This window comes from Nocardia sp. NPDC003345, from assembly GCF_053589395.1.
In genome coordinates, this window is sequence record NZ_JBSFRU010000016.1 from 20,891 (window position 1) to 40,436 (window position 19,546).

General features: G+C 68.0%; 17 protein-coding genes. 4 read left to right on the forward strand and 13 right to left on the reverse strand.

Features of this window, described 5'->3' with window-relative positions; translation table 11 throughout:
* Window position 1: 1 nt before the first annotated feature.
* From ACWDU1_RS03755 to ACWDU1_RS03815, 13 genes are all read right to left on the reverse strand, one after another.
* Window positions 2-199 (reverse strand): ferredoxin, encoded by a 198-nt coding sequence (locus ACWDU1_RS03755; protein ID WP_449995690.1) that lies wholly within the window; start codon window positions 197-199, stop codon window positions 2-4.
* A gap of 43 nt (window positions 200-242) precedes the next feature.
* Window positions 243-1,082 carry an SDR family NAD(P)-dependent oxidoreductase gene (locus ACWDU1_RS03760; RefSeq protein ID WP_449995692.1) on the reverse strand — a complete coding sequence of 280 codons (840 nt, stop codon included), beginning with the start codon at window positions 1,080-1,082 and terminating at the stop codon, window positions 243-245.
* Between the two features lie 60 nt (window positions 1,083-1,142).
* Window positions 1,143-2,033, reverse strand: a complete 891-nt coding sequence (locus tag ACWDU1_RS03765) for an alpha/beta fold hydrolase (protein WP_449995694.1) — start codon at window positions 2,031-2,033, stop codon at window positions 1,143-1,145.
* Window positions 2,034-2,106: 73 nt separating this feature from the next.
* A complete protein-coding gene (locus ACWDU1_RS03770; protein WP_449995695.1) occupies window positions 2,107-2,718 on the reverse strand; it encodes an NADPH-dependent FMN reductase in 612 nt (203 codons plus the stop codon).
* Window positions 2,719-2,728: 10 nt separating this feature from the next.
* The gene (locus tag ACWDU1_RS03775; protein WP_449995697.1) at window positions 2,729-3,718 is read right to left on the reverse strand and encodes a cyclase family protein; all 990 of its coding nucleotides are present in this window, start codon (window positions 3,716-3,718) and stop codon (window positions 2,729-2,731) included.
* 22 nt (window positions 3,719-3,740) lie between these two features.
* Window positions 3,741-4,571 (reverse strand): coniferyl-alcohol dehydrogenase, encoded by an 831-nt coding sequence (locus ACWDU1_RS03780; RefSeq protein ID WP_449995720.1) that lies wholly within the window; start codon window positions 4,569-4,571, stop codon window positions 3,741-3,743.
* A 36-nt stretch (window positions 4,572-4,607) separates the two neighbouring features.
* Window positions 4,608-5,912 (reverse strand): LLM class flavin-dependent oxidoreductase, encoded by a 1,305-nt coding sequence (locus ACWDU1_RS03785; protein WP_449995699.1) that lies wholly within the window; start codon window positions 5,910-5,912, stop codon window positions 4,608-4,610.
* Complete coding sequence (locus tag ACWDU1_RS03790; protein ID WP_449995722.1) at window positions 5,909-7,657, reverse strand: FAD-binding protein; 1,749 nt, start codon at window positions 7,655-7,657, stop codon at window positions 5,909-5,911. The genes ACWDU1_RS03785 and ACWDU1_RS03790 overlap by 4 nt, the downstream gene beginning before the upstream one ends.
* Before the next feature lie 68 nt (window positions 7,658-7,725).
* Window positions 7,726-8,694, reverse strand: a complete 969-nt coding sequence (locus ACWDU1_RS03795; RefSeq protein WP_449995701.1) for a 3-carboxyethylcatechol 2,3-dioxygenase — start codon at window positions 8,692-8,694, stop codon at window positions 7,726-7,728.
* Window positions 8,651-10,321 carry a bifunctional 3-(3-hydroxy-phenyl)propionate/3-hydroxycinnamic acid hydroxylase gene (locus tag ACWDU1_RS03800; protein ID WP_449995703.1) on the reverse strand — a complete coding sequence of 557 codons (1,671 nt, stop codon included), beginning with the start codon at window positions 10,319-10,321 and terminating at the stop codon, window positions 8,651-8,653. Before ACWDU1_RS03800 ends, ACWDU1_RS03795 begins: the two co-directional genes overlap by 44 nt.
* A 1-nt stretch (window position 10,322) precedes the next feature.
* Entirely contained in the window at window positions 10,323-11,186 is an 864-nt protein-coding gene (locus tag ACWDU1_RS03805; RefSeq protein WP_449995705.1) for an alpha/beta fold hydrolase, read from the reverse strand.
* Window positions 11,187-11,295: 109 nt separating this feature from the next.
* Window positions 11,296-12,945 carry an FAD-dependent oxidoreductase gene (locus tag ACWDU1_RS03810; RefSeq protein ID WP_449995707.1) on the reverse strand — a complete coding sequence of 550 codons (1,650 nt, stop codon included), beginning with the start codon at window positions 12,943-12,945 and terminating at the stop codon, window positions 11,296-11,298.
* Window positions 12,946-13,059: 114 nt separating this feature from the next.
* A complete protein-coding gene (locus tag ACWDU1_RS03815) occupies window positions 13,060-14,607 on the reverse strand; it encodes an AMP-binding protein (protein ID WP_449995709.1) in 1,548 nt (515 codons plus the stop codon).
* A 510-nt stretch (window positions 14,608-15,117) separates the two neighbouring features.
* On the opposite strand from ACWDU1_RS03815, the gene ACWDU1_RS03820 reads away from it, so the two are divergent.
* The 4 genes from ACWDU1_RS03820 to ACWDU1_RS03835 form a co-directional block, all read left to right on the forward strand.
* On the forward strand, window positions 15,118-15,978 hold the full coding sequence (locus ACWDU1_RS03820) for a mycofactocin-coupled SDR family oxidoreductase (RefSeq protein WP_449995711.1): 861 nt from the start codon (window positions 15,118-15,120) through the stop codon (window positions 15,976-15,978).
* A 167-nt stretch (window positions 15,979-16,145) separates the two neighbouring features.
* Window positions 16,146-17,510: a cytochrome P450 gene (locus ACWDU1_RS03825; RefSeq protein WP_449995713.1), complete on the forward strand. Its 1,365-nt coding sequence runs from the start codon at window positions 16,146-16,148 to the stop codon at window positions 17,508-17,510.
* Window positions 17,511-17,576: 66 nt separating this feature from the next.
* Window positions 17,577-18,671: an amidohydrolase family protein gene (locus ACWDU1_RS03830; RefSeq protein WP_449995715.1), complete on the forward strand. Its 1,095-nt coding sequence runs from the start codon at window positions 17,577-17,579 to the stop codon at window positions 18,669-18,671.
* A gap of 94 nt (window positions 18,672-18,765) precedes the next feature.
* The coding region (locus tag ACWDU1_RS03835; protein ID WP_449995717.1) for an amidohydrolase family protein at window positions 18,766-19,546 on the forward strand (781 nt) is incomplete at its 3' end.

Below are 19,546 nucleotides of genomic sequence, written 5' to 3' on the forward strand. Positions count from 1 at the left end.
GTCACTCCTCGTGCACGTGGATGGCCATGGCGGGGCATACCGCGGCGGCTTCGCGGACCTCATCGGCGAGATCGTCGGGCGGGTTCTCGTCCAGCAGGATGACGATGCCGTCGTCCTCGCGCTGGTCGAACACCGCGTCGGCGGCCATCACGCAGTGTCCGGCGGCTATGCATTTCCCCTGTTCGACAGTCACTTTCATGACATTCTCTTTCCTGGATTGCGGTGGTCGGGATCCGGACGCTTCACGAGGACCGGGCCGGAGTGCCGTTGGCGGCGGGTTCGGCCCGACGGCGCAGCGCCTTACCCGCGGTGGTGCCGCCGTCGACGGTCAGCACCGTGCCGGTCAGATAGCGGGACCGGTCGCCGGCGAAATACACGGCCGCTTCGGCGACATCCTCGGGCGTGCCCTCACGGGGCAGCGGGCGGTCCTGGTTCATCATCTCCCGCATGGCGCGGGTCATCCGTTCGGCCTTCTCCGGCGACATCGTTGTCGAGGCCTTCGCGAGCAGGTCGGTGGGGATATTGCCGGGGGCGATACAGTTCACCCGGATCTCGTACTGCGCCAGTTCGATCGCCGCCGATTTGGTGAAGTGGATAACCGCGGCCTTGGAGGCGCGGTAGGTCATCACCCCGCCCCCGGCCTGCACGCCACCCACCGACGACAGGTTGATGATCGACCCGCCGCCGTGTTCGGACATATGCCGGGCCGCGGAGCGGGTCCCGGCCATGACGCCGAGTACGTTGACCGCCATCACCTGCTGGAAATCGGCGAGATCGTCGTGCAGCAGGCTCTTGTGCATCTTTCCGGAGATCCCGGCGTTGTTGCACATGATGTGCAGCCCGCCGAACCGCGCCACGGCGAGGTCGACCAGCCGGTCGACCTGGTCGGGGTCACCCGCATCGGACACCTCGAATACCGCACCCTCGCCACAGCGATCCGCGATCCGCGCACCGCCCTCGGCGTCGACGTCCCCGATCACCACCCGGGCGCCTTCGGCAACGAACCGCTCGACCATGGCGCTGCCCAGGCCGGACGCGCCACCGGTCACCACCGCGACCTTGCCCGCCAACTCGTTGCCCATGCGCTGCGTTTCCTTCCGTAACGAAATACCTGATCACACTGCTGTCGCCGCTGTTTCCGCTCAGCCGCTGCGCGCGAACTCCGCCCCGGAGACGATGCGGGACTGCCGGTCCAGGAAGTCCCGCAGCAGCGCGTTGACGGTTTCGGGCTGTTCCAGCTGCGGGCAGTGCCCGGCCTCGCTGACGACCGCCGAATCCGCGTCCGGAATCCGGGCGGCCAGTTCGGCGGCCCAGCCGCGCGGCAACAGTTTGTCCGCGCCACCTTCGACCACGAGCGTCGGAACCCGGACCTGTTCGTAGGGCCGGTCACCCGCCGCCGCGGGCGCCTCGGCGCCGGGACGGCGGAAACGGGCCGCCGCCAGCGACTCCCAGGCGCCGGGGGCGGTGGCCGATTCGAACCGCCGGCGCACATAGTCCTCGTCGGCCGGGTAGGCCGGGGACGCGAACAGCGCGGTGACGATACGGCGCATGGCGGGCAGGGTGGCGTCGAAATCGTAGAGCGCCCGCATATGCTCGTTGGCCTGGATCTGCCCACCGCCGCAGATCGTGACCATGGCGCGCACCGGCAGTCGCGGCGTATCGGAGGTGGTGTCGGCGAAGAGGTTCACCGCGCCCATCGAGTTGCCGACGAAGAACGCCGAGTCGATTCCGAGGATCGCGCACAGGCGGGCGATATGACGAATCCGCAGCCCCCGGCCGTCGGTGAAATCCACGACCTTGGCCGATTCGCCGAAGCCGAGCATATCCGGGGCGATCACTCGATAGCGGTCCGCGAGCGCCCCGATCGTGCGTTCCCAGCCGATCTCGGCGCTCGCCCCGAACTCCCCTCCGTGCAGCAGTACGACCGGTTCGCCCGAGCCCGCTTCCAGGAAATGTGTCCGCAGCCCGTCGACCTCTATCGTCCGGTGCTCATAACCGGTGGCCGTGGGCCCCGGCCGGCTCGACCCGCTCATATCGCGGCCCGCCCGCTCGGCCGGGACAGCCGATCGCTTCGAACCCGTTCGCACCGGCGGTGGCTGTGCCCCCTCATGCCGGGCCCACGATCCGAGCCGTACTCAGTACCTGCGCGGCCAGGAGTTCGAGCTGCCCGATCACGCCCGGGTCGGTCAGGGCGCCGGCGTCGTCCCAGATCTTGTCCGCCGAATTGATCGCGACACCGATCGGAGTGGGCCAGGCGCGCAGCGCGTGCCCGATCCCCCGCAACTGGCCGAGGGTGCCCACGGCCGCCTGCCAGCCGTAGGCGCAGGTGATGCAGCCCCAGGGCTTGTTGTCCAGGTAGACCGTGGGATCGGTGCGCATATCCTCGACGTAGTCGAGGGCGTTCTTCACCAGCCCGGAGATCGCGCCGTGGTAGCCCGGCGAGCCGACGATCACCGCGTCGGCGGCCCGCAGCGCCTCCACCAGGGCGAGAGCCTGCGGGGTGCGGGCCGGATCGTGCGGGTTGTACATCGGCAGATCGATATCCGTGCCGCTGAACAGGGCGGTGCGCCCGCCCCGTTTCTCGACCTCGTCCAGGCAGTGGCGTAATGCCCGTTCGGTCGAGGAATTCGCCCGCAGCGTACCGCCGAGGCCCACGACGAACGGTTGCGTATCCGCGCCGGGTTCTGTGTGCTCCACCATTGTGCTTCCCACGGTCATGACCGGTCTCCTATTTGATGGCGATCGGGTTGATCGGTGATCCCACCGCACCCACCACGCGCAGCGGCGGTGCGATCAACTGGAATTCGTAGACTCCGTCGGCGGCGCAATCGGCGGCCAGGGCGGTGAAATCCCAGTATTCGCCGAGCATCAGGCCCATATCGCGGAGGCACAGCATATGCATCGGCAGGAAGGTGCCGTCCACACCGGACACCGGGTTCTCCACCATCAGGTTGTCGGCGGCCACCGCGGCGATTTCGTGATCGTGCAGCCATTTCGCGCAGGTCCAGTCCAGGCCGGCATAGGGCTCGGAACCGTCGCCCGCCTCCAGGAAACGGTTCCACCAACCGGTGCGGACCAGCACGATATCGCCGGACTCGATGGTCACGCCCTGCCGCTTCGCGCATTCGTCGAGTTCGTCGCCGGTAATCGGCTCGCCGACCTCCAGGAAGACATCCGCGCCCCGGTGCTTCACGAGATCCAGCAGGACGCCGCGGCTGGTGATGCCCTTACTGTCCACCTTCTCGATACCGCAGTGGAACGCGCCCATACTGGTCACCGAATTCGCCGGGAACCCGTTGTAGAGCTTGTCGTCGTAGTAGACGTGCGAGAAGGCGTCCCACTGGGTGGCGGCCTGCAACGGCATGATGAGCATATCGTCGTTGAACCGGAAAGGGTTGTCGGCGAAGAATCCGGCCAGTTCACCGGCCACCGAATTCTGCATCCATTTCGGTCCGAATTCGACCAGCGTTTCGGCGTCGCCACCGTCGACGGTCATCACATGGGTCGGGTTCGCCCGGAATTTGAACGCACCCTGGGGACCGTTGGAACTGAAATCGATTCCGAGCGGGAACACCTTCCCGTGCCGGACCAGCCCGGCCGCGGCCGCGACCTTCGCCGGAGTGATGAAATTCAGGGTGCCGAGTTCGTCGTCGGCACCCCACCGTCCCCAGTTACGCACGGTGTCACCGAGTTTGTAGAAATCGGTCAGAGTTGCCACGTTGCACTTTCCTTCCAGCTGCCTATTTCGGCTCACCCGGGCGTGGCCCGGCCAGCTCGCCGGCCAGGCGCGCGGCGAGATTTCCGCCGTCGACCCACAGCACCTGCCCGGTGATGTATCCGGCGGCCCGGCTGCCCAGGAAGAGCAGGGCCGACGCCTGTTCGACGGGATCGGCGGACCGGCCCAGTGGTTTGGGGATCCCGTCGAGATAGTCCTGGCCGTAAGCCGAGCGCAGCTGGTCCAGGATGGGGGTTTCGGTGACGCCGGGCCCGGTGCAGTTCATCCGGATCCCGCGGCCCGCGAGCTCCACCGAGCGACGCACGGTGTAGAGGATGATCGCCTCTTTGGACAGGCGGTAGCCCCCGTCGGCGATGGCGTCCGGATTCGCTCTACACCACGCGATTCCCTCCTCCATCGAGGTCGTCTCGAGGAACCCGTGCACGGCCCAGCGGTTCTCCAGGTATCCGGAGGCGGCCAGCGAGGACACGCTGACCACCGCCGAACCCGGTTCCATATGCGGGACGAGCGCTTCGGTGAAGTGGCGCATCCCGAGGAAATTGATGGTGGCCACCCGCAGCGGGTCGCCGATGCCGGAGGAGACACCGGCGATATTGAAGAGCGCATCGACGTCGGTCCCGACCTTGCGGACGGCCCGGTCGATGGACGACGGATCCGCCTGGTCCATCTCGTAGAACTCGTCGAGTTCGGTGCCCGGACGCAGCCGATCGAGGCCGACGATCTCGGCACCCAGATCCCGCAACTGCGTGACCAGGCAGGCGCCGATACCGGACGCGCAGCCGGTCACCACCACCCGTTTACCGTCGAAACGCCACCGCCGGTCGATCGAATCCACCTCGGACACCGCGCTCTCCTCTCCCGCTGCCGCCGCTCAGCCCTGCTGCTGTTCCTTCAATGCCTGCGCGGCCTTCACCCGGCCCTCGTTGATCTCGGCCATGGCCTCGGGGATCTCACTGGCGGTGAACTTGCCGCCCCGGCCGGTGGGCAGCCCGCCGATCGCATAGCTCTCGTCGAATTCCGGTGTCGCCCAGGGACGGCGCCGCGCCTCGGCCTTCTCCAGGACCGGTTCGAGCCGTTTGGCCTTCGCGGCCCGGGCGGCCTCGTCGCGTTCGATGAATTCCGGCAGGATCTCCTTGCCCATGATCTCGATGGATTCCATCGTTCCCTCATGGCTGCGGGGATTGAGCAGCAGGATGATCTCGTCGACCCCGCTCTCCTCGTAACCGCGCAGGAATTCGCGCACGGTGTCCGGACCGCCGATGGCGCCCCGGCCCGGACCGTAGGCGAGGGTTTCGTCTTCCTTCACCGCGTCCAGGTAGGCATCCCACACCCCGGTGCGGCCGGGGGTGTGCATACCGGTCATGTAGTAGTGCATGATCCCGAACGAGAAGAACCCGCCGCCCAGGCCGAGCCGTTTGACCGCTTCCTCGTCGGTCTTGGCGACCATCATCGACAGATCACCGCCGATGGCGAGGATATTCGGGTTCATCTGCGGCACCGAGGGCGCGGCGGCGTTCTCGAATTCCTCGTAGTAGCCGCGCACCCGCTCACCGAGCGCCTCCGGGCCGGTGTAGGCGAAACTCAGTGCGCCGATACCCTTCTGGGCCGCCATCTGCACCGACGACGGCCGGGTACAGGCGACCCACAGCGGCGGATGCGGGGTCTGCCGCGGCTTCGGGATGACATTGCGGGGCGGCATGGAGATGTGCTCGCCCTTGAACCCGGTGAAAGGGCTCTCGGTCATCGCGCGAATGGTGACCTCGAGCGCTTCCTCCCACTGGGCGCGCTTGTCCGCGGGGTCGATATTGAACCCGCCGAGTTCGGCCACCGACGATGATTCACCGGTACCGAATTCGACTCGGCCACCGGACAGATGATCCAGGGTCGCTACGCGTTCCGCGGCGCGCGCCGGATGGTTGATACCCGGCGGCAGGTGCATGACGCCGAAGCCGAGCCGGATGTTCTTCGTGCGCTGGCTGGCCGCGGCGAGGAACATCTCGGGCGCGGTGGCGTGGCAGTATTCCTCGAGGAAGTGGTGCTCGGTGAGCCAGACCGTGGAGAACCCGGCCTTATCCGCCGCTTCTACTTCGTCCAGCCCGTCCTGGAACATCTGGAATTCGTCGTCGTCGGTCCACGGCCGCGGCAGGGCGAACTCGTAGAAGAGGGATATTTTCATCGATTACCTCCAGTGGTGTCGATCGTCTGTTCTTCTCCTCCGGCCCCGGCGCGGGCCGCCCCTTCGCCGGTGTCCCCCGTGGACCCCGCGTCGCCCGTGGGCGCGGGGATCCGCTGCGCGCAGTGCTCGGCCGCGATATAGCCGAAGGTCATGGCGGGTCCGATGGTCGCCCCGGCGCCCGCGTAGCTGCGGCCCATCACGGCGGCCGAGGCATTGCCGACCGCGTACAGGCCGTCGATCACCGCACCGTCGGGCCGCAGTACCCGGGCGTGCTCGTCGGTGCGCAGCCCGCCCGAGGTACCCAGGTCGCCGAGCACGATGCGGAAGGCGTAATAGGGCGGTTTGCCGATCGGATACAGATTCGGGTTCGCCAGCGTGGGGTCGCCGTAGTAGTTGTCGTACACGCTGTCGCCGCGCTGGAAATCGTCGTCGTGGCCGGAGCGGGCCAGCTCGTTGAACCGGGCCGCGGTGGCCTCGAGTTCGGCGGCCGGCACGTCGATCTTCGCGGCGAGTTCCGCGAAACTGCCGGCGGCCTTCACCACACCCGACTCCAGCCACGCCTGCACCATCTTGTATCCGGTGGGTACCGGCGCGAAGGGCACCTTCGGGATCGGCAGGTGGCCGCCGATCACATACCTGCGCCAGGACCGGTGATCGGTGATCAGCCAGCACGGGATATGGGCGACCCCGCCGCGCTGGCCCTCGATCATGGCGTGCCCGAAATCCATATAGGGCGCGGCCTCGTTGATGAACCGCTTCCCGGCCCCGTTGACGATGAACTGGGCCGGCATCATGCGCTCGTTGAGCATGAACTGCATCCGGCCGTCCGGCCACTGGATGGCGGGGAACCACCAGGCCTCGTCCATCAGTTCGGTCGCGGCGCCGGCCTGCTGCCCCGCGCGGATCCCGTCGCCCATGGCGACCGGGTTGCCGAAGCTCCAGTCCTGGTCGACCTCGGGCAGTTCCTCTTTACGCCAGGTCATATCGTGATCGAAACCGCCGGTCGCCACGATCACCCCGCGGCGGGCCCGGATTCGCACCGGTTTCCCGTCGCGCTCGACCACCGCACCGGTGATCCGGCCGTCGGCGTCGCTGATCAGCGAGGTCATCGGCGAGCCCAGCCACAGCGGGATATCGCGTTCGCGCATGGCCAGCCGCAGCCGGGCGATCAGCGATTGGCCGATGGCGGCGATCCGGTCGCCGAAGACATGGGCCCGCATCATCCGCCAGATCAGCTTCAGCATCACGGCCTTACCGCGCCAGTTCTGCCGGACCTGATAGAACATCCGCAGATCCTTGGGCGCGAACCAGATCCCCTTCGGGGCCAGCGCCAGCGGTTTGAGCAGGTTCTCTTCCTCGTCGCCGAGGGAGCGCAGATCGATGGGCGGCACATTGATGGTGCTGCCCTGCGGGGAGCCGCCCTCGAGTTCGGGGTAGTAGTCGGCGTAGCCGGGTTTCCACACGAATTCCAGCCAGCGGCTGCGCTCCTCGAGGAACGCCATCATGTCCGGTGATCTCTCGACGTAGGCCCGCAGGCGCGCGTCGGTGACCAGCCCGCCGGTGATGGTCCGCAGATAGCCCACCACCTCGTCGGGGTCCAGCGAGAAACCGTCGCGTCGCTGCGCGGGCGCGTTGGGAACCCAGATACCGCCGCCGGACAGCGCGGTGGAGCCGCCGTAGTAATCGGCCTTCTCCACCACCAGGGTCCGCAGGCCCAGGGCCTCACCCCGCAGGGCGGCGCTCATCCCGCCGCCGCCGGAGCCGATCACCAGCAGATCGACGGTCTCGTCGAAAGCCGCTGCCTCGTCTGTACTCACTGCTCGCCTCCTGTCGTCGTCGGCTCGTCGGCGGGCCGGGCCGTCCGCACGGCGAAACCGGCGATCAGCTCGGGCGCGGGCCGGTAGTAGCGCACGCCGGTGCGATAGGTGCCCTGCGCGGCCAGCGCCGCGAACGCGGCGATCCAGGTACGCACCTCATGCGCCGAATTACCCGCCGTCCGCGCGATCTCGTCGTTGTCCCAGTCGTCGACCGCCGAGAGCCGCCCGGTATCGACCAACTCGAGAAAGGCGCGATCCCAGTCCGGATTGAGCGGTCGCAGCGGGCTGTCCCCCGCGGCGAAATCCCGGGCCGCGGCGATCACCGCGGTCTGCCGGGCCGCGCGCTGCTCGCCGGTCATGGGCGCGCCGCGCACGATGCGTTCCAGTACCGGTTCCGGCGCGGTGGCCCGCTGCGGGACCGGCGGATCGTGGGAGAGCCCACCCGAACCGATCACCAGCACTCGTTTGCCCAGTGTCGCCAGATGCCGCCCGACCGCGGTGCCCAGTGCCCGCACCCGGCGCAGCGGTCCCAGCGGGGTGGCCACCGAATTGATGAAGACCGGGATCACCGGCCGCGCGGTGGCCTCCCCGAACAACCGTTGCAGCGGCTGCACGGTGCCGTGGTCGACCTCCATCGCGGCCGAGGTCGCGATATCGATACCCGCGTCCAGCAGCGCTTCGGCGAGTCGCAGCGCCGCCGGCTCCGGAACCTCCAGCGGTCCGGCGTAGGTGCCGTAGTCGCCGATCGCGGTGGCCGCGGTGGCCAGGCAGAACGGCGGCATGAGTTTGTAGAAGAACCCGTTGTAGTGGTCCGGGGAGAACAGGACCACCAGTTCGGGGTCGAAATCCCGGACGAACGCGCGGGCCCGGTCCAGGGCCGCGCCCACCTCGTCCCGCAGTTGCTCACCGGGACCGGGCAGTTCAAGAAGCGGGCTGTGCGAAACGCAGCACACGGCCAGCGGCATCGGAACCTCCCGGGGCGAGTGTCAGAGTCCGGCGCAGCGCCGCGCCGAGTTCGGGGGCGTGCTGCGCGATACAGGCGCCGGCGATACAGCGGTCCGGGCGCAGGAACAGCACCGAGTCCAGCTGACCGTCGAACCATTTCTTCAACGCGCCGGTGTGGTCGCCGATCACCAGTACGTCCGGATCGTCGTGACCGTCCCAGTGCAACTGGGTGGCCGGGCGCGCCTCGACGAAGCGGGCGCCGATCGCCTGCCACGCCGCGAATTCCTCGTCCCCCAGTATTTTCCGCGGCCGGTTGTTCCAGCACACCACCGCGAACCAGGGACCGAGCGCCTCGTCCAGCAGCACCTCCGGCCGCGCCCGCGTCGCGACGCGGGGCTGGATGAACAGCGTGCCGACCGCCGAATTCGGCGATCGCGACCAGCCGTGCACCACCGCGCCGCGGTCGTAACGCGGCATCGGCTTGAAGCGCATGCCGAGCACGTACCGTTTCAACGGCGGCACCAGCGCCAGACCCCGCACCACCACATCCCGCACCGCCGCGACCCGCTGGTCGGTCGGTGAGATCACCCGGCCGACCATGGTCGAGAGGTCGATCATGGCGCGTGCGTGTTTGCGGCGTTCCTGGTCGTAGGAGTCGAGCAGACCGTCGTCGGCCATCCCGCCGGTGACCGCCGCCAGTTTCCAGGCCAGATTCGCCGCGTCCCGGATACCGCTGTTGTAGCCCTGTCCCTGCCAGACCGGCATCAGATGGGCGGCGTCGCCGGCCAGGAAGAGCCTGCCCTTGCGGAATTCGCCCGCGATCCGGGAATGGTGGGTGTAGACGCGGCGCCGGATCACATCGAGCCGGTCCGGGTACGGGACGAACGGGGCCATCAGCCGGTTCAGGAATTCCGGCGTCTCGGCGTCGTCATCGGATTCGTCCGGATGCAACATGAATTCGAACCGGCGGATCCCGTGCGCCAGCGAGATCGAGACGTTGGGACGCAGCGGGTCGGCGCCCACCTCCAGATTCGGATGCCCAAGCGGGTCGCCGTCGATATCGACGACCAGCCAGCGCGTCGGCGAGGTCGTACCCTCGAAACTCACCCCCATCGCGTGCCGGGTGGTGCTGCGGCCGCCGTCGGATCCCACGACGTAGCGGGCGCGCACCTGTTCCGGGCCGTCCGGTGCTTCGAGCTCCACCACGACCTGGTCGCCGAGATCGTTCGCCGCGCGCAGCGCGGTACCCCAGCGGATCTCCACGGTGTCGAAGCGATCCAGCCCGCGCAGCAGTTCGGCGTCCACCAGCGGCTGAATGAAACCGCTGCGTTTGGGCCAGCCGAACTGCTGATCGGTGGGCGCGATCTCGACCAGCAGCCGGCGCTGCCCGTCCACGAATCGCATGATCTGGTTCGGGTTGGTGTGCGGCAGGATCCGGTCGAGCAGCCCGGTGGACTGCAGGGTGCGCATCGATTCGTCGTCGAGCCCGACACCGCGCGGATAGTCGATGAGGTTCGGCCGCTCTTCCACCAGCAGGGTCCGCACGCCGTAGCGGCCCAGGATATTCGCGGTGGTCAGCCCGACCGGTCCCGCACCGACGATGACGACGTCGTACAGTTCCGGACCGCTGCCGTTTCCGGTGCTCATATCAACCACCCAGCAGGAATTCGAGATGGAGGGCGTTGAACGCCTCGGGCGCCTCGTACTGCGGCCAGTGCCCGCAATCGGGCAGGACCTCGAAGCGCGCGCCGGGGATCATGGACGCGATCCGTTTGCCCTCGGTGACATCGGCGGTCGGATCGTCACTGGTCCACACCACCAGGGTGGGCGCGGTGATAGCGCCGTACTCGGCCGGGCCGAGCAGGTTGCGGGATCGGATCTCCGGATCCTGCAGCGCCATGATGTCGCGCATGGCGTCGACGAATCCGGGCTGCCGGTAGACCTGCTGCCGGCTGGCGACGATATCGTCGTAGTCCTTGCTCTTATCGGCCATCAGCCATTTGATGCGGGCCTGCACCGTCTCCCAGGTGGGGTCGGCGGCCGCGGCCATGGACAGGGTGATGATCCGCTGCATGACCTCGGGGTCGGCCTGCGATCCGCCGGCGGTGTTGAGGACCAGCCGGTCGATCCGGCCGGGGTGGTCGCAGGCGGCGCGGGCCGCGACCCACCCGCCCAGCGATTCGCCGCTGATATGGGCGCGCGGGGCACCGATGGTGTCCAGGAAGGAGATCAGATGCCGCACATAGTGTTCGATCTCCAGCGGATGGCCGGGTTTATCGGTGTACCCGTGGCCGAGCATATCGATCGACCAGGTGGAGAAATGCTCCGCGTGCGCGGCGAGATTGCGGACATAGGCCTCGGCGTGACCGCCCGACCCGTGCAGCAGCACCAGGGCCGGTCTGTTGTGGTCACCGGCGTGCAGGTAACGCGTCCGCACCCCCTCCACGTCCAGGTATCCCTGCTCGAACGCGACCCCCTGCAGATCGCGCCACACGCTCTCGAATTCCGACACTGCTACCTCTTCCGCTCCGTCCGTGCTTCCGGGCCCGCCGCTTTCGGCGATCTGGGCCCGGGAGCCGCACTGTCCGTCCGCCCGCTCGCTGTGGCCCGCCTCCGATGACTCAGCACTTCGCCGAATCGCCGGTGGCCGCGTGATATCCGGCCCGGAAGCCCCACACCATGCCGGGGCCGATGGTTCCGCCCGCGCCGCCGTAGGCCCGGCCGGTCACCCCGGCCATCGCATTGCCCACCGCGTACAGACCGGGGATCACCGCACCGCCGATATGCCGGACCCGGGCCTCCCGGTCGGTCCGCGGGCCGCCCTTGGTACCCATGGCACCCACCGTCACCGGGACCGCGTAGTAGGGCCCGGTGTCGAGGGGGCCCAGCGTGCGGCCGGCGACGGTATCGGCGTCCGGATCGCCCCAGTAGCCGTCGTATTCACTGTCGCCGCGGCCGAAATCGGGATCGGATCCGGCGGCGACCGCCCGGTTCCAGGCGGTCACGGTGGCCCGCAGCCCGGCCGGGTCGATTCCGGTGCGCGCCCCCAGTTCGTCCAGGTCGGCCGATTCGCAGAACCAGTCCGGGGCCGCACCGCCCGGTTCCACACCGAGGAATCCGTAGCGGCGCAGATGTTCGGCGTCGAACACCATCCAGCCGGGGTTGTTCACGTAGCCGCCGCGCGGATCCAGGTAGTGGAAGGCCCCGGCCATGGAGTTGTACTCCGCCGCCTCGTTGACGAAACGCTTCCCGGCCCGGTTCACGATGATGCTGCGGGGGCGGGTGCGCTCGAGCCGGACGCTGCGGCTGCGCTGTTCACCGTCGATGGTGTCGCCGGGCAGCTGTACCACCGGCACCCACCAGGCCTCGCCCATATTGCCGAGTTCGGCGCCGAGGGCCATCGCCATCCGCAGCCCGTCGCCGGTGTTGTTCGGCGGGGACACCGGTCCTGTCATCGGGCCGCGCAGGAACGCCGTGACCAGTCCGGGATCCCATTCGAATCCACCGGTGGCGAGCACGACCCCGCGACGTGCCCGGACCGAGATCTCCCGATCCTCCAGCGTGATCCGCACCCCGGTGACCGCACCACCGGCGGCCAGCAGCTCTACCGCCCGCGCCCCGGTCCGCGGGGTGATCCCCGCGGCCAGCACACCTTCCAGCAGACCCGCCACCAATGCCTGGCCGGCGACGCAGACATCGGCGCCGGCATCACCCAGAACCGACCGGAGCCGGGCGCGGGTCTCGGCGTCGAACCCGACATTGCTCCAGTCGAGCGGGAAGGTGGTGATCCGGTCACGCCAGGCACCGAGCCGCGCCAGATCGTAGGCGGCCGGGCCGATGGACCGCCCGCCGGCGGGCCGGCCGCCGGGCAGCTCCGGTTTGTAGTCCGGGAACCCCTCGGCGACCTCGAATTTCACGGCGCTGTGCTGTTCGACGTAGTTGAGCATCCGCGCGCCGGTGCGCACGAACACCTCCACCAGCTCGTCGTCCATCGAATTCAGTGATTGCGCCGACAGATACGCCAGCGCGTCCTCGACGGTGAGTTCGCGTTCGGCGCGGGTGTGCGCGGGAATCCAGGCCAGGCCCCCGGAGACCGCGCTGGTCCCGCCGACGGTCGGCGCCTTCTCGAACAGTTCCACCGCCGCGCCCTCGACCGCGGCGGTGAGGGCCGCGGTGAGCCCGGCGGCGCCGGACCCGAGAACCACGACATCGGTTTCGGAGTCCCAGGCGTGCGTCGGGCCGGGTTCGGCGGCCGGTTGATGCGATGGCACTGCGCTGTCCTTTCGGCGAGCAGGCGGGGTGAACTGCGCCGGTCCGGCGGGCTGCCGTGCGGGGCACGGGCCGGACCAGCGCTGGTAAAACGGTAATCTCCCTTTTTGAGAATACTATTCTCGCAGGATGGATGCCGCAATACCCTCTCGGATCAAATGTTTCTGGATCTTGCCGCTGGGCGTGCGCGGGAAGTCCGTGGCCTCGAACAACCAGGCCGGCACCTTCTGCCGCGCGACCCCCGCGCGCTCGAAGAACTCCCGCACCTCGGCCTCGGACGGCAGGCAGGCGCCGGGCCGCAGCCGCAGCACCGCGCCCACCACCTCACCGAAACGGTTGTCCGGCAGCGCGATCACCACCGATTCGGCCACCTGCGGCATCGCGTCGAGGACATCCTCGACCTCACGGGCCCCCACGTTCTCCCCGCCGCGGATGATGACATCGGCCTTGCGATCGGTGATGGTCAGGCAGCCGTCGGCGTCCAGTTCCCCGATATCGCCGGTGTGGTACCAGCCGTCGGCATCGAAAGCGCGCGCGGTGAGTTCGGGATCGGTGTAGCCCAGGCACAGATCCGGGCCCCGGCTGAGGATCTCGCCGTCCGCGGCGAACCGGATCTCCACCCCCGGCATCGGCCGGCCGTCGGTGGTGAGCCGTTCCCGCTCCGGCGCGTCCAGCGCCGAGGCCGTGATCGACGGGTGCTCGGTGCTGCCGTAGGCCCGGAAGGCGATCACCCCGAGATCGGTCAGCATCCGGGTCACCGCCACCGGCACCGCGGACCCGCCCAGACCCACATGCCGCATATGCGCGAGATGGCCGGGGGTGTAGTCCGGATGTTCGACCATGCTGGTCACGAAATACGGTGGCCCGCCGCCCACGACCAGCCCGTCGGATTTCATCAGCGCCAGCGCCCGGCCCGGATCCCAGACATCCAGCAGGTTCACCGGCCGCCCGTGCAGCACGGGCAACAGGCAGGCGCCGACCATACCGATGAAATGCCCCACCGGGGTCGCGGTGAGCTGGTCACCGCGGTCGTCGGCGTTGCGTTCGGCCAGCTGCCGGGATTCACAGCCCAGCGTCTGATGACTGTGCACCACCCCCTTGGGGGCACTGGTGGTCCCGGAGGTGAAGGCGATGAGCGCAGGACCGGCCGGATCGGCGGACAGCACGCCGGTCATGGGTTCGTCGGCGAGCAGCTCGTCGAAATCGCGGCCCACCACGCCCACGATCGGAATATCGGCGCAGAGTTCGGGATCGTAGGCCCGGCGGCCGAATTCCGTCATCGTGATGAACACCTTCGGCCGCGCCACCCGCAGGATGTGGCCGAGCTCGGCGGGTCCATAGAAATGCACGATGGGCACCACCGCCGCCCCCAGGAACGACGCGGCCCAGAAGGTCGCCGCCGCCTCCATCCAATTGGGCAGCTGGAAAGCGAGCACATCGCCGGGACCCACACCGCGCGCCCGCAGGCCCGCCGCCAGCCGCCGGGCCACCCGGTCCACATCGGCGAAGGTTCCGCGCCACGGGCGCACCTCGGAGTGCACCCGGAAGGCCGCGTCCGGGGCCGCGGCCAGTCCCCGGCTCAGCAGATCACCCATGGTGTCGCCGGTCCACCACCCCTCGGCGAGGTACCGGGCCCGCAGTTCTTCCGGTATCGAACGGGTCATGCGCCGCCACCTCGGCTGTTCCGAATGGTCATTCCGGTCACCCCTTCCGCATCGGCGGTGATCGGGCCGGCCGCAGCGAGCCGTCCGGAACGCGAGCCGGTGCGCGAATCCCGCCGACTGGTGAAAATTGGATTCTCCAATGATGAAAACACTGGATACTCGTACGGTACGCAGCTTGCCGATATCCGGCGGTCCGGATCGGCGCACGAATGGGCGGCTGCCCGAAGATTGCCGGATCGACCAGGCTTCTTCCGAAACCTTGCCGCCGACCCCAGCGGTAGAGTACCGTTCTCGTATGCGAAAACGCAGTTCTTTTCGCATACGAGAACAGCCGTATGTCCGCAGCCGGTACCCGGCGGTGCTGGGTCTCCGCCGGCAATACAGCATCGGGTCCACGGCCGGATCGGCGCGCGGCGGTCGCCGCGCACCCTGTCCCGTATCGCGCCGGGCCCCAACCGGTTCCGGCGCACCGGGCAGGTCACTCCCGAACACAGATCGAAAGGGAATGCTGTGGGACGTGTTGAGGGCAAAGTCGCATTCATCACGGGCGCCGCGCGCGGTCAGGGCCGTAGCCACGCCGTCCGACTGGCAGAGGAAGGCGCCGATATCATCGCCGTCGATATCTGCCAGAGCATGTCGACCATCGGGTACCCGCTGGCCACGCCCGAAGACCTCGAGGAAACCGTGCGCCTGGTCGAGAAGACCGGCCGCCGCATCGTCGCGACCCAGACCGACGTCCGGGACGCGGTCGCACTGAAGGCGGCACTGGACGCGGGCGTCGCGGAACTCGGCAAACTCGATATCGTCATCGCCCAGGCCGGCGTCGCCGGTATGAAGGGCAAGCCGGATATCCAGGCGTGGACCGATGTGATCAATACGAACCTGGTCGGCACCATCAACGCCATCCAGGCCGCGCTGCCACATCTCGGCGAGGGCGCGTCCATCGTGGCCACCGGGTCGACCGCGGCGATGGTCGATACCAGCAAGGTCGACAACCCGGGTTCGGACCTCGGCGGTATGGCCTACGTCCACTCCAAGCGGGCACTGTCGTACTACGTCTTCGATATCGCCCGGCACCTGTCCACCCGCGGTATCCGGGCCAATGTCGTGCACCCGACCAACTGCAACACCGACATGCTGCAGAGCGAACCCATGTACCGGTCCTTCCGGCCCGATCTGGAGAACCCGGGCCGCGCCGACGCGGAACCGGCCTTCTACGTGCAGCAGGCCATGAAGACCCCGTGGATCGAACCCGTCGATATCTCCAACGCCATCCTGTATCTGGTCTCCGACGAAGCCCGCTTCGTCACCGGTATGCAGCTGCGCGTCGATGCCGGCGGCTACCTGAAGTGGTACGACCACAAGCTCTGACCCGCCCGGCCACGCCGGCGCAGGCGGCGCGCAGCTCGCAGGCGATCGATACGCGCGCCGCCGCCCGGTGCCGAGTCGGCCATCCGACGACTCCCGGAGTGGCGCAGAGCTCCGGGACCCCCGGCGAAGGTTCGCCGACCCAGTGACCAGCAGAGGGACTACATACCGTGACTTCTACGGATAACGACCAGCGCAAACAGAACCGGTACCACTTCGATCGGCACACTCCCGAGTACCGGGAGAAGTTCAGCGAGATCACCCACGAGATGCATGCGAAATGCCCGGTGGCGTGGTCGGAGACCTACGACGGGCACTGGGTCGCCGCCGGCGGTAACGCGGTCTTCGAACTCGCCCGCTGCCCCGAGGCGTCGGTCGACCACGATGTGCACAACGAACGCCGCGGCTACCAGGGCATCTCGATCCCGAAGGCGCAGCGGGCCGCGCTGGTCCGCGGCGGCATGCTGGAAATGGACGAGCCCGAACATCGCACCTACCGTTCGATCCTCAATCCGTACCTGTCGCCCGCCGCGGTGAAACGCTGGCAGCCGTTCATCGACGAGATCGTCCGGGCCAGCCTCGACGAGAAGATCGAGACGGGCCGCATCGACTTCGTGGACGATCTGGCCAATATCGTCCCCGCCGTACTGACGCTGGCGATGCTGGGCATCCCGCTGAAGAAGTGGTCGGTGTACAGCGATCCGGTCCACGCCTCGGTCTACACCCCCGAGAACTCCCCCGACGCCCCCCGGGTCGCCGAAATGCACCGGACCATGGGTATCGATATCCTCACCAGCCTGCACGAGGCCAAGACCGACCCGAAGCCCGGCCTCATCAAGGCACTCGTCGAACTGCGCATCGACGGTGAACCGGCCCCCGATATGGAACTGCTCGGGATGATGGGCCTGCTCATCGGCGGCGGCTTCGACACCACCACCGCGCTCACCGCGCATTCGCTGGAGTGGCTGGCGGAGAACCCGGATCAGCGCGAGGAACTCAGCCGGGACCGCGAGGATCTGCTGGACTCGGCCACCGAGGAATTCCTGCGCTACTTCACCCCCGCCCCGGGCGACGGCCGCACCATCGCCGACGACTGCACCTATCAGGGCACCGAGTTCAAAGAGGGCGACCGGCTGTGGTTGTCCTGGGCGATGGCCAACCGGGACCAGACCATCTTCCCCGACGCCGACGATATCGTGCTGGACCGTAAGGGCAACCGGCACTTCAGCTTCGGGCTGGGGGTACATCGGTGCATCGGATCCAATGTGGCGCGGACGGTGTTCAAGTCCATGCTCCTGGCGGTGCTGGACCGGATGCCGGACTACAAGTGCGACCCGGTCGGCACGGTGCACTACGACACCATCGGTGTCATCCAGGGCATGCGTCATCTGCCGGCCACCTTCACCCCGGGTAAGCGGCTGGGCCCCGGCCTCGAGGAAACCCTCGAACATCTGCAGCGGATCTGTGACGAGCAGGGACCGGCCGCGCCGGTAACCGAACATCCCGATCCCGTCGTGATCGATTTCGAGTACTGACCGCCGGAGTACGGCCGATACCCGCGAGGATCGGCCGTACTCCTGTTTCCCCGACGAGGTATCGCCATGAAGGATCTGCCCGACGGCACCCGCACCCCGGTGATCGATACCAGCGTGCACATCTTCTTCCGCTCCAACGACGATATGCGGACATTCCTGAACGAGCCGTTCAAGAGCCGCGGTATCCCCGACGCCGAAATGGACTGGTACGGGGCGCCGGGCGGGGAGTACGCGAAGGGCGCGCGGGGACCGCAGCGCGGGTATCCGGGCTCGGACCCGGAGTTCGTGGGTGAGCAGCTGTTCGGCGCCCGCGGTGTCGATGTGGCGATTCTGCATCCCATGACCCGCGGCATCCTGCCCGACCGTCATCTCACCACGGCGGTCCTGTCCGCCCACAACGACATGATGGTGTCGCGCTGGCTGGACAGCGGTACCCATCACGATCGCTTCCGGGGCACCCTGCGGGTGAATCCCGAGGACATCGCCGGCGCGCTGCGCGAAATCGAGCGGCTGGGCGACCATCCACGGATCGTGCAGCTCGGTATTCCCCTGCAATCGCGGGAACTGTACGGGAAACCGCAGTTCTGGCCGCTGTGGGAGGCCGCCGCGGCGGCGAACCTGCCGGTGGCGGTGCATATCGAGACCGGCGAGAGCATCGGCCTGCCGCCCACCCCGTCGGGACATCCCCGCACCTACGAGCAGTACTACGGGTTCATGGGGCTGAACTACATCTATCACCTGATGAACATGATCGCCGAGGGCGTGTTCGAGCGGTACCCGGATCTGAGATTCGTCTGGGCCGACGGCGGCGCCGATCTGCTCACCCCGTTCACCTGGCGGATGGACACCTTCGGCCGGCCGCACCTCGAACAGACCCCCTGGGCGCCCCGGATGCCCAGCGACTACCTGCCCGGACACGTGTATTTCGTGCACGCCACGATCGACGGTCCCGGCGACGCCCCGTTCGCCGGCGAATGGCTGGACTTCACCGGCAAGGACGACATGGTGATGTTCGGTTCCAGCTATCCGCACTGGCACGGCGGCGATATCGACACCCTGCCCGCGGCGCTCACCGCCGAGCAGCGGGAAAAACTCTGCTGGCGAAACGCCGCGCGGCTGTACAGCATCGATATAGACGCCGTAACCGCGGTCGGCGGATGAATCCGGCCCCCTCGGATCTGTCCACGAAGCGGCGATACCTCCGCCTTCGCTACGGCCTCCGCCGACCGTATGCAGCCCCTACGAAGGAGGCGTTATGACAACAGCACAGGTACAAGCGCGAGTTCCTTCCACGGAACTGGTTCCGGTACGCGTCGTCGATTCCGATGTGCACCCGGTCCCCCGGCGGGGCGACCTGGTGGAACATATCCCGGAACCGTGGCGTACCTCGTTCTTTCTCAGTCACCGAGTGGGCGACACCATCATCTACGACGCGCCCGACTACGCGCATTCGAAGGCGATGCGGGTCGATACGTTCCCGGAGAACGGCGAATTCCCCGGCAGCGACCCGGATATGGCGTTCCGGCAGCTCATCATGGAGGCCGGCTCCGATATCGTGATCCTGGAGCCCACCGTCAAGGCGACCCGCCTGCCGGAGGCCACCGCCGCGATGGCGACCGGGGTCAACGGCTGGCTCGACGCGCAATGGCTGGATTCGCACAACAACTGGCATCAGCGCTGGCGCGGCTCGATCTGTGTGGCCATCGACGATCCGCGGGCCGCAGTCGCCGAGATCGAACACTGGGCCGGGCATCCCTATATGGCGCAGATCCTGATCAAGGCCGAACCCCGGCCCTCGTGGGGTGACGCCCGCTACGACCCGATCTGGGCCGCCGCGGTGAAACACGACCTCCCGGTGAGCTGTCATCTCAGCCGTGGCGCCTACGAGACGATGCCCATGCCGCCGGTCGGATTCCCCAGCTACAACCACGATTTCATGGTGACCTACTCGCTGCTGGCGGCCAACCAGGTGATGAGCCTGATCTTCGACGGGGTCTTCGATCGGTTCCCGGCGCTGCGCATCGTCTTCGTGGAGC

Excerpts from the sequence above, each read along its gene's own strand:
- ACWDU1_RS03795 (WP_449995701.1), bottom strand. The coding sequence starts at position 8,694 with ATGCCGCTGGCCGTGTGCTGCGTTTCGCACAGCCCGCTTCTTGAACTG.
- ACWDU1_RS03755 (WP_449995690.1), bottom strand. The coding sequence starts at position 199 with ATGAAAGTGACTGTCGAACAGGGGAAATGCATAGCCGCCGGACACTGC.
- ACWDU1_RS03770 (WP_449995695.1), bottom strand. The coding sequence starts at position 2,718 with ATGACCGTGGGAAGCACAATGGTGGAGCACACAGAACCCGGCGCGGAT.
- ACWDU1_RS03765 (WP_449995694.1), bottom strand. The coding sequence starts at position 2,033 with ATGAGCGGGTCGAGCCGGCCGGGGCCCACGGCCACCGGTTATGAGCAC.
- ACWDU1_RS03800 (WP_449995703.1), bottom strand. The coding sequence starts at position 10,321 with ATGAGCACCGGAAACGGCAGCGGTCCGGAACTGTACGACGTCGTCATC.
- ACWDU1_RS03830 (WP_449995715.1), top strand. The coding sequence starts at position 17,577 with ATGAAGGATCTGCCCGACGGCACCCGCACCCCGGTGATCGATACCAGC.
- ACWDU1_RS03760 (WP_449995692.1), bottom strand. The coding sequence starts at position 1,082 with ATGGGCAACGAGTTGGCGGGCAAGGTCGCGGTGGTGACCGGTGGCGCG.
- ACWDU1_RS03790 (WP_449995722.1), bottom strand. The coding sequence starts at position 7,657 with ATGAGCGCCGCCCTGCGGGGTGAGGCCCTGGGCCTGCGGACCCTGGTG.
- ACWDU1_RS03785 (WP_449995699.1), bottom strand. The coding sequence starts at position 5,912 with ATGAAAATATCCCTCTTCTACGAGTTCGCCCTGCCGCGGCCGTGGACC.
- ACWDU1_RS03815 (WP_449995709.1), bottom strand. The coding sequence starts at position 14,607 with ATGACCCGTTCGATACCGGAAGAACTGCGGGCCCGGTACCTCGCCGAG.